We start from the raw sequence: 13,529 nt of genomic DNA, 5'->3' as shown, positions 1-13,529 counted from the left end.
TGTGAATGCCGATTCGCCCTAGCCCCCCGGCGGCGGCGGCGCCTGCCGTGTCCAAGGGCGGTGCATCGGTGGCCCAGAAGGCGCTGCAGAAGCTGGGCCTCCAGCGCGACATCGACCTGGCCCTGCACCTGCCCCTGCGCTACGAGGACGAAACCCGCATCACCCCGCTGGCCAGCGCGCGCGACGGGCAGATGGTCCAGATCGAAGCCACCGTGACCGCCAGCGAGGTGCAGCTGCGCCCGCGCCGCCAGCTGGTGGTGCAGGTGGAGGACGGCTCCGGCACGTGCGAGCTGCGCTTCTTCAGCTTCTACCCCTCGCACCAGAAGACCCTGTCCGTGGGCGCTCGCCTGCGCATCCGGGGCGAGGTCAAGGGCGGGTTCTGGGGCCGGCAGATGCTGCACCCCGCATTCCGCCTCGCGGGCGGCGAGCTGCCCGCCGCGCTCACGCCCGTCTACCCCACCACGGCTGGCTTGCCGCAGCCCTACCTGCGCCGCGCGGTGGTTGGCGCGCTGGCCCGGGTGGACCTGTCGGACACGCTGCCACCCGGCACCGAGCCGCCGTATGCGCGTTTTACAAGCCAGAATGGCCTCCCGCGCTTGTTCAGCCTGCGCGAGGCGCTCACTTTTTTGCACCACCCCACGCCGGACGTGGCACTGTCCACGCTGGAAGACCACAGCCACCCCGCGTGGCAGCGCCTGAAGGTGGAGGAGCTGCTGGCCCAGCAGCTGTCGCAGCAGCAATCACGCCGCGCGCGGGACATGCTGCGTGCGCCGGTGCTGAAGGTGCGTCGGCCCACCGATGGTGCGCTGCCGCTGCACGAGCAACTGATGGCCGTGCTGCCCTTCAGCCTGACCGCCGCGCAGCGCCGCGTGGGCGAGGAGATCGCGGCCGACCTGGCGCGCCAGGTACCCATGCACCGGCTGCTGCAGGGCGACGTGGGATCGGGCAAGACCGTGGTGTCGGCCCTGGCCGCGTGCCTGGCCATGGACGCGGGCTGGCAGTGCGCGCTGATGGCGCCCACCGAGATCCTGGCCGAGCAGCATTTCGCCAAGATGATCGGCTGGCTCGAACCTCTGCTGGCCGCGCGCGGCCGCAGGGTGGCCTGGCTGGTGGGCGGGCAAAAGAAGAAGGACCGCACCGCCATGCTCGCGCTGGTCGAGAGCGGCGAGGCCGCCCTGGTGGTGGGCACCCACGCCGTGATCCAGGAGCAGGTGCGGTTCAGGAATCTGGCGCTGGCCATCATCGACGAGCAGCACCGCTTTGGCGTCGCGCAGCGGCTGGCGCTGCGGCAAAAGCTGGCGGAGGGCGTCGCCGCCGGGCCGCCCCAAGGCGACGCGGCCTCCTCGGGGGGCAGCGACCCGCGCAGCGGCGGAGCGTGGGGGCGCAAGGTTCCCATGGAGCCGCACATGCTGATGATGAGCGCCACGCCCATCCCGCGCACGCTTGCCATGAGCTACTACGCCGACCTCGACGTCTCGGTGATCGACGAGTTGCCCCCCGGCCGCACGCCCATCGTCACCAAGCTGATCGCCGACAGCCGCAAGGACGAAGTCATCGAGCGCATCGGCGCCCAGGTGGAGGCCGGGCGGCAGGTGTACTGGGTGTGCCCGCTGATCGAAGAGAGCGAGGCGCTGGACCTGACCAATGCCACCGCGACGCATGCCGATCTGAGCGAAGCGCTTCCCGGCGTCATGGTCGGGCTGCTGCACTCGCGCATGCCCAGCGCCGAGAAGAAGGCGGTGATGGCGCTGTTCACCAGCGGCCAGATGGGCGTGCTGGTCAGCACCACCGTGATCGAGGTGGGCGTGGACGTGCCCAACGCCTCGCTCATGGTCATCGAGCATGCCGAGCGCTTTGGCCTGTCGCAGCTGCACCAGCTGCGCGGCCGCGTGGGGCGCGGCGCGGCGGCGTCCGCCTGCGTGCTGCTGTATGCCACCAACGACAGCGGCCGCGTGGGCGAGACCGCCAAGGAGCGCCTGCGTGCCATGGTCGAGACCAACGACGGCTTCGAGATCGCCCGGCGCGACCTGGAGATCCGGGGCCCCGGCGAGTTCCTGGGCGCGCGCCAGTCGGGCGACGCGCTGCTGCGTTTTGCCGACCTGGCCACCGACACCGTGCTGCTCGACTGGGCCCGCGAACTGGCGCCGGTGATGCTGGACCGCCACCCGGACCTGGCGGCGCAACACGTGGCGCGCTGGTTGGGTGGAAAATCGGACTATCTGAAGGCATGAAGATGACATTCCCCCCAAGCCGCCGCGCGCTGCCGCGCGCGCAGCATGGGCAGGGGACTGCCATTCACCCCCAGCCCAGGAACAGACCATGACCCTGACCGAACTCAAGTACATCGTCGCCGTGGCGCGCGAGAAGCACTTTGGCCATGCGGCCGATGCCTGCTATGTCTCGCAGCCCACGCTGTCGGTCGCGATCAAGAAGCTGGAGGAAGAGCTCGACGTGAAGCTCTTCGAGCGCAGCGCGGGCGAGGTCTCGGTCACGCCGCTGGGCGAGGAGATCGTGCGCCAGGCCCAGAGCGTGCTGGAGCAGGCGGCGGCCATCAAGGAAATCGCCAAGCGCGGCAAGGACCCGCTGGCCGGCCCGCTGACCCTGGGCGTGATCTACACCATCGGGCCCTATCTGCTGCCCGACCTGGTGCGCCAGGCCATCGGCCGCTCGCCGCAAATGCCGCTCATGCTGCAGGAGAACTTCACGGTGAAGCTGCTGGAAATGCTGCGCACGGGCGAGATCGACTGCGCCATCCTGGCCGAGCCGTTTCCGGACACGGGCCTGGCCATGGCGCCGCTGTACGACGAGCCCTTCATGGCGGCGGTGCCCAGTTCGCACCCGCTGGCGGCCAAGAAATCCGTGACGGCCGCCGAACTCAAGAGTGAAACCATGCTGCTGCTGGGGGCGGGCCACTGCTTTCGCGACCACGTGCTGGAGGTCTGCCCCGAGTTCGCGCGCTTTGCGAGCAATGCCGAGGGCATCCGCAAGTCCTTCGAGGGCTCGTCGCTGGAGACCATCAAGCACATGGTGGCCGCGGGCATGGGCGTGACCCTGGTGCCGCGCCTGTCGGTGCCGCGCGACGCCCTGCTGACCGTGTCACGCCGCCGCAAGAGCGACGAGACCTACATCCGCTACCTGCCCATCCGTGAAGAGGATGGGGGGCCGCCGCCCATGCGCCGCGTGGTGCTGGCATGGCGGCGCAGCTTCACGCGCTACGAAGCCATCGCGGCACTGCGCAACGCCGTGTATGCCTGCGAGCTGCCCGGCGTCAAGCGCCTGTCCTGACCCCGCCTGCGCGGGACTACACTCTCGCCCCGCATGGCGTGCGGCTGCTTTCGGGCGGCACGCCGCGGGCGGCGCCAACGGGCCGTCCGCACCGCGGGGCTGCGCCACATGCGCACCGCGGGCGCCCTGCGCACTCCACAACCCAAGGAAAGCAATAGATGAAAAAAATCCTGATGGCCGCCGGCCTGGCCCTGGGCCTGGCCGCGTGCACCAGCATGCCCACCAACGCACCCTCGGCGGGCACGGTCAAGAAGGCCGACATGGACCGCCTGGTGGCCGTGCTGCCCGCCGCAGCGCAAGGCAGCTTCACCGAGTTCCTGGCCCAGGCCGCGCGCGAGAACCCGCTGCTGCGCGCCAGCGTCTCGGCCTATGCGGCCAAGCAGCCGCTGGCGGGCGATGACCTGGTCAACATCAGCCGCCTGCTGGGCCTGTACAACCGCCTGCACAACCAGGCCGCGGTGATCGACGCCACGGCGAAGATGGTGGCGCTCCCCACCTTCCGGTCCGAGAAAGTGCCGCCGCACGAGGACAAGTCCATCATCGCCTTCGGCGCGCTGGTGGAACGCATGGCCCGCGATTTTGGCCTGCAGTACCGCAATGTGGACAACCGCATTTTTGAAGTGAAGCTGCCCGGTACGGGCAAGGAGGAGTTCGGCATCCTCACGCACGCCGACGTGGTGCCCGTGGTGGCCGACGAATGGGTGTTGGACGACGGCACGCGCCTGGACCCGTTCAAGCTCACGCGCGTGGGCGGCAACCTGTACGGCCGCGGCTCCATCGACGACAAGGGCTCGATCGCCGCCGTGCTGTATGCGATGAAGACGGTCAAGGACAGCGGCCTGCCGCTGTCGCGCACCATCCGCCTCATGATCGAGACGACGGAAGAGACCGGTGGCGACGCCATGAAGTACTACCGCGCCAGGACCGAACTGCCCGAGTACAACATCGTGCTCGACAGCAAGTACCCCGCCGTGGTGGCCGAGAAGGGCTCCGGCGCGCTGCGCGCCTCGTTCGCGCTGGGATCGATGGCTAGCGTCAGCGCCACCGCCATCACCGCCATGGCCGGCGCCGCATCGGCCAACGCCGTGCCGCAGACCGCCACGGCCAGACTGCAGGGAGGCAACACCGCCGACGTGTCGGCGCGCCTGAACGCTGCCAAGGCGGCGTTCGTCGAGAAGTACAAGCCGCAGGGCGGGCCCTTCAGCATCGATGTGGCCCTGGACGGCGCGGCCGTGCAGGTGAAGGTCACCGGCGCATCGGCCCACGGCTCGCGCCCTGAAGAAGGCGTGAACCCGCTGCCGCGCCTGGCGCTGTTCCTGAAGGAATCCGGCGTGGCGCTCGCCCCCAACGGCTACGCGCAGGCCGTGCGCTACCTCACCGACCTGTACGGCACCGACTACCTGGGCCGCACGCTGGGCCTGGCGTATGCCGACGACTTCATGGGCCCGCTGACGATGTCGCCCAACCTCATCCGCGAGAAGGATGGCAAGGTCGATGTGCTGGTGAATGTGCGCATGCCCCGCGGCAGCACGCCCGAGGCGCTCTCCCAGGCGACGGCCGCGAAGATCAAGGCCTGGGGCGCCCAGGCCGGCGTGGCGGTGGAGGTGGACCACCAACAGGGCAACTGGATGGCCCGCGATCCCCAGGGCGCCTGGCTCTCCACGCTGCTCAACACCTTTGGCGACACCACGGGACTGGAAGCCAAGCCCGTGCCCACGGCCGGCAGCACCACGGCCAAGCTCATGCCCAACGCCATCAACTTCGGACCCGCCATGCCGGGCAAGAAGTACACGGCCCACAACGCCAAGGAGTTCAAGGAAGTGGTGGACCTGGACGCGGACATGCAGATGTTCACCGAGATGCTCGTGCGCATCGGGAATTTGAGCCAGATGCAGTGATGGCTTTGGCGCCTGCGCTACAGTGACCACCAGCCGCCGTGCGCCGTGGCCCGGAGCCTTCCGGGCTGCGATGGCGCGGCGGATTCCATCGATTGACCCCCATTCCAACGAAGGAGCTTCCCATGGCCAAGGCCCCCAAGACCACCGCAGCCCCCAGCATCAACATCGGCATCAGCGACAAGGACCGCGCCGCGATCGCGCAAGGCCTCTCGCGCCTGCTGGCCGACACCTACACGCTGTACCTGACCACGCACAACTTCCACTGGAACGTGACGGGCCCCATGTTCAACACGCTGCACACCATGTTCATGGCGCAGTACACCGAACTGTGGAACGCGGTGGACCCGATCGCCGAGCGCATCCGCTCGCTGGGCCATGTGGCGCCCGGCTCGTACGCCGAGTTCGGCAAGCTCGCCACGGTGCCCGACGCGCCCGCCAAGCCGCCCAAGGCGCTCGATATGGTGCGTGTGCTGGTCGAAGGCCACGAGGCCGTGGCCCGCACCGCCCGCAGCCTGTTCCCGCTGGCGGACAAGGCCAGCGACGAGCCCACGGCGGACCTGCTGACGCAGCGCCTGACGGTGCACGAGCAGACGGCGTGGATGTTGCGCTCGCTGCTGGAGGAGTAGCCGCACCGCAGCCCTGGACGCGGGGCGGCGCCCGTGTGCGCCCCGAGGGGACGGAAGTGCGTGTTGTCCTACAGGGGGCCGCCTGGCTTGTGTGGATGATCCGGGCTTGGGCATGCCGCCTGCTGCCGTGGGGCGACGTCAGGGGCATGGAGGACAAGAAAATCTGTGATGTATGCGAATCCTCTACGTGGAAGACAACGCCGAACTGCGCGAGACCATTGGCATGCTGATGGAGGGCGAAGGCCAGACGGTGACTTCGTGCGCCACGGCCGAAGAAGCCCTGGAGCTTGATGCCCTGCAGTCCTACGACCTGCTGGTCTCGGACGTGAGCCTGCCCGGCATTTCGGGGACGGATCTCGCGCGCCGGCTGCTGGCACAGGACCCGCAACGCTGGGTGGTCCTGTGCTCGGGCTATGAGCTGGGCCACTATCCCGGCGCCTGGGGCCCCAATGTCCGGACCTTGCTCAAGCCCTTCGACCTGGAGGACCTGGAGCAGCTGCTGAGTTCCATCCGCGAGGCCGTGGCGCGCCCCGTCGCCTGACGCGCCACCGCGGTGCCGGCTCAGGCCGGCGGTGCCTTGCGATCGCCGGGCGCAGGCGAGACCCGGGGCAGGGTCACGCGAAAAGAGGTGCTTGCGTCCTGTGAGCACACCTCGATGTTCCCCGAGTGCGCGCGAACGATCTGGTGCGCGATGAACAGTCCCAGCCCCAGCCCCTGGTGGCGTCCCGGCTCTCTTTCCCGTCCGTGGAACGGGTCGAAAAGATGGGGCAGCAGGCCTGGCGGTATCACGCCCCCGTTGGCCACCGAGACCGACACGCTCCCCGCCTGGGTTCCGTCCACCGCGATGCGCACGGGTTGTGCGGGATCGCCGTGGTGGATGGCATTGCCCACCAGGTTGGTCATCACCTGGCACATGCGCTCGGCGTCCCAGACCCCGGCCAGGTCCCCCGCCAGCGTGGACTCGATGCGGTGGGCCGGGAACCCGGTCTGCACCTCGTCCAGCGCGCGCTGCACCACGGCCTGCATGCCGACGGGGCCCAGCTGCAGGGCCAGCCCGCCCGCGTGGCGTATGCGGGTGACGTCCAGCAGGTCTTCGATCATCCGGCCCATGCGCTGGCTGCTGCTGAGCACCCGGTCGGCCATCGCGCCCACCTTCTCGGCATCGGGCTGGCGCTTGAGCACCGTGGCGGCCGCCGTGATCGACATCAGGGGCGTGCGCAGGTCGTGGCTCAGCACCGCCATGAACATCTCGTTGATGCGCAGCGCCGCCGTGCGCTCCTTCAGTTCGTGGGCCAGGGCCTGCTTGCGCCGGTGCAGCTCGAAGAACACGTTGGCCTTGCTGGTGAGCACGTGCGGTTCGATGGGCTTGTACAGAAAGTCCACCGCACCGCTTTCGTAGCCCCGGAACTGCCAGTTCTGCTCGCGGGAACCGGCGGTCATGAAGATCAGCGGAATATGGCGCGTGCGCTCGCTGCCGCGGATCAGTTCGGCCAACTCGAAGCCATTCATCTCCGGCATCTGCACATCGAGCAGGGCCAGCGCCACGTCCCCGTGGGCGAGCAGCAGCTCCAGTGCCTGCGGGCCGGACTGGGCCTTCAGGATGTCGAGGCCGTCGCGCTGCAGCAGCGCTTCCAGCGCGATCAGGTTTTCAGGAATGTCATCGACGAGCAGGCATTTGATGCGGTCGGTGTGTGGCATGGTCTTCGCGTGCGGGGAGAGGATGTGGGCGTCGGGGTGGGTAAGGGCGCGGTGCATCACAGCAGGCGCTGGCGGTGCAGGTCTGCGAGCAGATCGGCAATGCCTTTGGGGGGCAGGACGTGGTGGGCCTCGGTGCAGGCCAGCGCGGCCTGCGGCATGGCGGGCATGGCCGCGCTGGCGGGTTCCTGGACGATGGCCAGCCCGCCCGCGGCGCGGATGGACCGCAGGCCGTGGGCCCCGTCCTCGTTGGCGCCCGAGAGCAGGATGCCCACCAGGCGGCCGCCATACTGGTCGGCCGCGGATTCGAAGAGCACGTCGATCGAGGGGCGCGAGAAATGCACGGGCGCGTCCACGGACAGCGCGATGCCCGGCCCCGCATCCACCAGCAGGTGGTAGTCCGGCGGCGCGAAGTACACCGTGCCCGGGGCGATGGACTGCTTGTCCTGCGCTTCGTGCAGGGGGAGCGCGCAGCGTTGCCGGAAGATCTCCGCCAGCAGGCTGCGCCGGTCGCGGGGCAGGTGCAGCACGATCAGCACCGCGGCGCGCAGGCTGGCGGGCAGCGCGGGCAGCACCTGCATGAGCGCATCGATGCCGCCGGAGGACCCGCCCACCACGATGGCGTCGTAGCCCTCCAGGGGCTCGGCTGGCGGGTGTCGTGGCCGCGTCACAGGCCCGCCTTCTTGCGGTAGATGCGGTCCTCGGGCACGAGGTCGTCAAAGGCATCCGCCTGGCCGGAGAACCGCAGCGACTCCTTGGAGCCCAGGCCCAGGAAGCCCCGGTGGCACAGCGCATCGCGGAACAGCCCCAGCGCCCGGTCCTGCAGTTCGCGCTCGAAGTAGATGAGCACGTTGCGGCAGGAGACCAGGTGCATCTCGGCGAACACGCTGTCGGTGGCCAGGCTGTGGTCCGAGAACACCATGTGCTCCTTGAGCGACTTGTCGAACACCGCCCGCCCATAGTGGGCCGAGTAGTAGTCCGACAGGGAGCTGCGCGCGCCCGAGCGGGCATGGTTCTCGGTGAAGGACGCGACACGGGCCACGTCGAACACGCCGGCCTCGGCGGCATGCAGCGCATGGGGGTTGATGTCGGTGGCGTAGATCAGCGTGCGCTCGAGCAGGCCTTCCTCGTGCAGCAGGATGGCCAGCGAATACACCTCCTCACCCGCGCTGCAGCCCGCCACCCAGACCTTGAGCGACGGGTACGTGCGCAGCAGGGGCACCACCTCGTTGCGCAGCGACAGGAAGTAGCTTGGGTCGCGGAACATGTCGCTGACCTGCACCGTGAGGTACTCGAGCAGTGCCGGGAACACCGCGGGCTCGTGCAGCACGCGGTCCTGCAGCTGCGACAGCGTCTGGCACTGGAACTGCAGCAGGGCCGTGTTCAATCGCCGCTTGAGGGACGCCTGCGCATAGCCCCTGAAATCGTAGTGGTAGCGGTGGTAGATCGCATCGATCAGCAGGCGCTGCTCGATGTCCGCCGTGCGTGCCTTCTTGCGGTGGGGCATGGTGCGCTGCCGGGTTACTTGGGCATCCAGACCCGCACCAGCGACAGCAGCTTTTCCACGTCGAGCGGCTTGGCGATGTAGTCGTTGGCTCCGGCCGCCAGGCATTTTTCCTGGTCGTCCTTCATGGCCTTGGCGGTGAGCGCGATGATGGGCAGGCGCCGCCATTCCGGGCGGGCGCGAATCTCGCGCATGGCGGTGTAGCCGTCCATCTCCGGCATCATGATGTCCATGAGCACGAGGTCGATGGCATGGGCGCTTGCGCCGCTGTCGGCGCGGGCCAGGGCGTCCAGCGCTTCGCGGCCGTTGCGGGCGATCTCCACGCGGATGCCCGAGGGCTCGAGGATGCTGGAGAGCGCGAACACGTTGCGCACGTCGTCCTCCACCACGAGCACGGTGCGCCCTTCCAGGGCCGTGTCCCGGTTGCGGGCCACCTGCAGCATCTGGCGGTGTTCGGCGGACAGCTCGGACTCCACCTGGTGCAGGAACAGCGTGACTTCGTCCAGCAGCCGCTCGGGCGAGCGGGCGTCCTTGATGATGATGGACTTGGAGAAGCGCCGCAGCAGCTGTTCCTCGTCGCGCGACAGCGCCCTGCCGGTGTACACGATGACGGGCGGGAACGACACGCCGTCCTGCTCGGTCATCTGCTGCAGCAGCTCGTAGCCGTTCAGGTCGGGCAGGTTCAGGTCCATCACCATGCAGTCGAAGGTCGCGCCGCGCAGGTGTTCGAGGGCGGCGGCGGCGGTGCCGGCGCAGACGATCTCCACGCCATCGCGGCTGAGCAGGTGGCGCACGCTTTCCCGCTGGCGCTCGTCGTCTTCGACCACCAGCACGCGGTGCATGTTCTGGGTGAACTTGGCCTCCAGGCGCTCCAGCGCATGCACCAGTTCCTCGCGCTTGACCGGCTTGAGCGCGTAGCCCACGGCGCCCCGGCCCATGGCTTCCTGCGAATAGTCGGCCACCGACACCACGTGCACGGGGATGTGGCGCGTGGCCGGGTTGCGCTTGAGCTGGTCGAGCACGCCCAGTCCCGAGAAGTCCGGCAGGTTCACGTCCAGCACGATGGCGCTGGGCAGGCTCTGCGTGGCGGCCAGCATGCCGTCGGCGGCGTTCAGGGCCACGGCGCACTCGAAGCCCATTTCCTGGGCCAGGTCGCGCAGGATGTGCGCAAAGCGTTCGTCGTCCTCGATGATGAGAATGCTGCGCGCACCGGCACGCGGCAGTGGCGCCGGGCCCGCGCGGGTGCCCGGAGGGGGCGGGGCGTCCTGCGGCGCCGCGGCGGGCAGCCGCGCGGGCGCATCGGCGGGCGGGGCGGGCTCCGCGCGCACGCTCGCGGGCAGGAGGGGCGCCACCGGCATGGCCGCTTCCAGCTGCAGGGGCAGGACCAGCGTGAACACGCTGCCCTGGCCGGGCGTGCTTTCCACGGTGATGTGCCCGCCCAGCAACTGCGCCAGGTCGCGTGAGATCGACAGGCCCAGGCCCGTGCCGCCGTACTTGCGGTGGGTGCTGCCATCGGCCTGGCGGAAGGCTTCGAAGATCAGTTCCTGCTGGTGCGCGGGAATGCCGATGCCGGTGTCCTTGACCACGAACGACAGCGTGTCGCCGGGGTTGCGGGACACGTGCAGCGCCACCGAGCCCTGCTCGGTGAACTTGATCGCATTCGACAGCAGGTTCTTGAGCACCTGTCCCAGGCGCAGGGGGTCGGTGTCCATGGTCGCGGGCACGTCCGGGGCCACGGTGGCGTTGAGCGCCAGGCCCCTTTCCTGGGCCAGCGGGCGCAGCGGGTCCACCAGTGCCTGCACGGCCCGTGCGATGGAAACCGGCTCCACGGCCACGGTGGCCTGGCCCGCCTCGATCTTGGACAGATCCAGGATGTCATTGATGAGCGCCAGCAGGTCGTTTCCGGCCGCGTAGATGGTCTGCGCGTACTTCACCTGGTCGCTGCTGAGGTTGCCGGGCTTGTTGTCCGACAGCAGCTTGGCCAGGATCAGCGTGGAGTTGAGGGGCGTGCGCAGCTCATGGCTCATGTTGGCCAGGAATTCGCTCTTGTACTGGCTCGACAGTTCCAGCTCGCGGGCCTTGTCGGTCAGCGCGCTCTGGGCGCGCAGGAGCTGTTCGCGCTGGTGCTCGAGCTGCTGGGTCTGCTCTTCCAGGTGCGCATTGGTCTGCTCCAGCTCGGTCTGCTGCACTTCCATCTGCGCCTGCGATTCCTGCAGCACGCGGCTTTGCTGCTCCAGCTCCTCGTTGTTGACCCGCAGCTCTTCCTGCTGCATCTGCAGCTCCTCGGACTGGCGCTGGGTTTCTTCCAGCAGGGATTCAAGGCGCGTGCGGTCGATGCCCGAGCGGATGGCCACGGCCAGCATCTCCGAGGCGCGCTCCATCAGGTCGCGCTCGGCCTCGCCCACCGGCCGGTAGAAGCCCAGCTCGATCACGGCGAAGACTTCGCCGTTTTCCACTGCGGGCGCCACCAGCAGCTCGGCCGGGCCGGACTGCCCGGTGCCCGAGGCGACCTGCAGGTGGCCCGGCGGCACATCGCGCACATGCAGCAGCTGGCGCGAGCGCACGGCCTGCCCGACGAGGCCCTCGCCCGCGAGGAGTTTCTGCTCCAGGCGTTCGCGCGGCAGGGCATAGCCGCCAAACAGCGCGAAGCTGCCGTGGCCATTGGCCGCATAGCCCGCGCCGACGGAGGCCTTGAGGTAGGTGGCCAGGTATTCCAGGGCCAGCTCGCCGATGTCCTCGAGCCGGTGGTCGCCCTGGATGCGCTGGCCCAGGCCGGTGAGGCCCGCCGCCACCCACGACTGCAGGGCCTTGGCGCGGTATTCGCGCGCGGTCAGCGCGGCGGAGACGCAGATCAGCACCAGCAGCACCAGCGAGCCGCCCCACGAATAGTAGGCGGAGGCCGTGGCGGCATCCACCCACTGCTGGCGGCGGGCTTCCAGCTGCTGGCTTTGCAGCGTGAACAGGTCGGCGGCCAGGTCGCGCACGCGGTCCATGAGGTTCTTGCCGGCATCGGTGTGCACGAGCGCCATCGCGCCGTCGGCATTGCCGGCCTTGCGCAGCTCGATGGTTTCGTTCAGCTCGCGCAGCTTTTGCTGGGCCAGGTCATCGATCTGCACCACCAGCCGCCGCTGCACGGGGTTGTCCGCCGTGCTGGCCTTCAGGGCGGACATCTGCCGCTCCACCGCGGTGAGCGCGAGCTGGTAGGGCTGCAGGTAGGGGGCTTCGCCCGTCAGCAGGTAGCCCCGCTGGCCCGTCTCCGCGTCCTTGAGGGCCGAACTCAGCAGATTGAGCTGGCGCATCGCCAGGGTGGTCCGGTCCATCGCATCGACCGCGTCGGCGCGCAGTTCGGAGGCGCGGAAATTGACCAGAGCGATGACCAGCGTGGCCAGGGCCGCCACCACGAAACCCGCCAGCAGCGTGCGGGGGATGGCAAAGCGCGTGGCGGCCTGGGGGCTCGATGATCGGGGCATGCGGGCTGGTCCGTAGTGGAAGGGAACGGGAGACTTTACCGGTTCTTCGGGCTGCCCGTACCCTCCCTGCTACATTCGGTGCGCCCGCGTGTCCGGCGGGTTTCCACCGTCCTTTTCCGCTCAGCCCGCATGCCGTCCGTATCTTTGCGCAGCCGCTTCGCCCTGTACCTTGACCTCATTCGCTGGGACCGCCCCGCCGGCTGGCTGGTATGCCTGTGGCCCACGCTCAGCGCGCTGTGGATCGCGGCGGACGGGTTTCCGGGCTGGCACCTGCTGGCGGTGTTCGTGCTGGGCACCATCCTCATGCGCAGCGCGGGCTGCTGCGTGAACGACGTGGCCGACCGCGACTTCGACAGGCATGTCAAGCGCACGGCGCAGCGCCCGGTCACCACGGGCGCCGTGGGCGTGAAGGAAGCCCTGGCCCTGGGCGCGGTGCTGGCGCTGCTGGCGTTCGGCCTGGTGCTCACCACCAACGCCGCGGCCATCGCCTGGTCGGTGCCCGCGCTGCTGGTGGCCATCGCCTACCCGTTCTCCAAGCGCGTGATCTCCATGCCGCAGGCGGTGCTGGGCATCGCGTTCAATTTCGGCATCGTGATCGCGTTCGCCGCGGTGCAGGGCGCGGTGCCTGCCGTGGCCTGGTGGATGTGGCTGGGCAACCTGTTCTGGGTGCTGGCCTACGACACCGAATACGCCATGGTGGACCGCGACGACGACCTGCGGATCGGCATCAAGACCTCGGCCATCACGCTGGGCCGCCTGGACGTGGCGGCCATCGTGGCGTTCTATCTGCTCTTCCTGTCCATTTGGGCTGTAGCGCTTGATCGGTATGCGCTAGGTGCTATGTTTTGCATAGCAATTGCCGGTGCGCTCGTGCAGGTGCTGTGGCATTGGCGCCTGATCCGCCATCGCACCCGCGAGGGGTGCTTCAAGGCCTTCCGGGTCAACCATTGGCTCGGCGCCACGGTGTTCGCGGGGATCGCCGGCAGCTATCTGCTGCGCCAGCTGGCGGCCCATTGACCCGTTTGCAGACGGTGTCTCCGCCTGTCACGGG

Annotated in this window: 10 protein-coding genes; 6 read left to right on the top strand and 4 right to left on the bottom strand. The window is 69.0% G+C overall.

Annotated elements, in window-relative coordinates; all coding sequences use genetic code 11:
- Positions 1 to 5: 5 nt before the first annotated feature.
- From recG to AC1RCS_RS13310, 5 genes are all read left to right on the top strand, one after another.
- A complete protein-coding gene (recG, locus tag AC1RCS_RS13330; protein ID WP_492245048.1) occupies positions 6 to 2,231 on the top strand; it encodes an ATP-dependent DNA helicase RecG in 2,226 nt (741 codons plus the stop codon).
- A gap of 88 nt (positions 2,232 to 2,319) precedes the next feature.
- On the top strand, positions 2,320 to 3,285 hold the full coding sequence (locus AC1RCS_RS13325) for a LysR substrate-binding domain-containing protein (RefSeq protein ID WP_218296808.1): 966 nt from the start codon (positions 2,320 to 2,322) through the stop codon (positions 3,283 to 3,285).
- A 158-nt stretch (positions 3,286 to 3,443) separates the two neighbouring features.
- On the top strand, positions 3,444 to 5,183 hold the full coding sequence (locus AC1RCS_RS13320) for a dipeptidase (RefSeq protein ID WP_492245049.1): 1,740 nt from the start codon (positions 3,444 to 3,446) through the stop codon (positions 5,181 to 5,183).
- Positions 5,184 to 5,305: 122 nt separating this feature from the next.
- The gene (locus AC1RCS_RS13315) at positions 5,306 to 5,809 is read left to right on the top strand and encodes a Dps family protein (protein WP_218296810.1); all 504 of its coding nucleotides are present in this window, start codon (positions 5,306 to 5,308) and stop codon (positions 5,807 to 5,809) included.
- Between the two features lie 172 nt (positions 5,810 to 5,981).
- On the top strand, positions 5,982 to 6,350 hold the full coding sequence (locus AC1RCS_RS13310; RefSeq protein ID WP_218296811.1) for a response regulator: 369 nt from the start codon (positions 5,982 to 5,984) through the stop codon (positions 6,348 to 6,350).
- Positions 6,351 to 6,370: 20 nt separating this feature from the next.
- Here AC1RCS_RS13310 and AC1RCS_RS13305 read toward each other — a convergent pair whose 3' ends face one another.
- From AC1RCS_RS13305 to AC1RCS_RS13290, 4 genes are read right to left on the bottom strand one after another with little or no spacing between them, the layout of a single operon-like run.
- Entirely contained in the window at positions 6,371 to 7,507 is a 1,137-nt protein-coding gene (locus AC1RCS_RS13305; RefSeq protein WP_492245050.1) for a hybrid sensor histidine kinase/response regulator, read from the bottom strand.
- A gap of 56 nt (positions 7,508 to 7,563) precedes the next feature.
- Complete coding sequence (locus AC1RCS_RS13300; protein WP_492245051.1) at positions 7,564 to 8,175, bottom strand: chemotaxis protein CheB; 612 nt, start codon at positions 8,173 to 8,175, stop codon at positions 7,564 to 7,566.
- On the bottom strand, positions 8,172 to 9,011 hold the full coding sequence (locus AC1RCS_RS13295) for a CheR family methyltransferase (RefSeq protein WP_218296812.1): 840 nt from the start codon (positions 9,009 to 9,011) through the stop codon (positions 8,172 to 8,174). The genes AC1RCS_RS13300 and AC1RCS_RS13295 overlap by 4 nt, the downstream gene beginning before the upstream one ends.
- A 14-nt stretch (positions 9,012 to 9,025) precedes the next feature.
- Complete coding sequence (locus tag AC1RCS_RS13290) at positions 9,026 to 12,478, bottom strand: response regulator (RefSeq protein WP_492245052.1); 3,453 nt, start codon at positions 12,476 to 12,478, stop codon at positions 9,026 to 9,028.
- A 129-nt stretch (positions 12,479 to 12,607) separates the two neighbouring features.
- Here AC1RCS_RS13290 and ubiA point away from each other — a divergent pair, with 129 nt between their 5' ends.
- The gene (gene ubiA, locus AC1RCS_RS13285) at positions 12,608 to 13,495 is read left to right on the top strand and encodes a 4-hydroxybenzoate octaprenyltransferase (RefSeq protein ID WP_492245053.1); all 888 of its coding nucleotides are present in this window, start codon (positions 12,608 to 12,610) and stop codon (positions 13,493 to 13,495) included.
- The last annotated feature ends 34 nt before the right edge of the window (positions 13,496 to 13,529 follow it).

This window comes from Acidovorax sp. GW823-FHT01C06 (assembly GCF_058798375.1).
The sequence above is the reverse complement of the archived record's forward strand: the minus strand, read 5'-3'. Positions and strand labels throughout refer to the sequence as shown.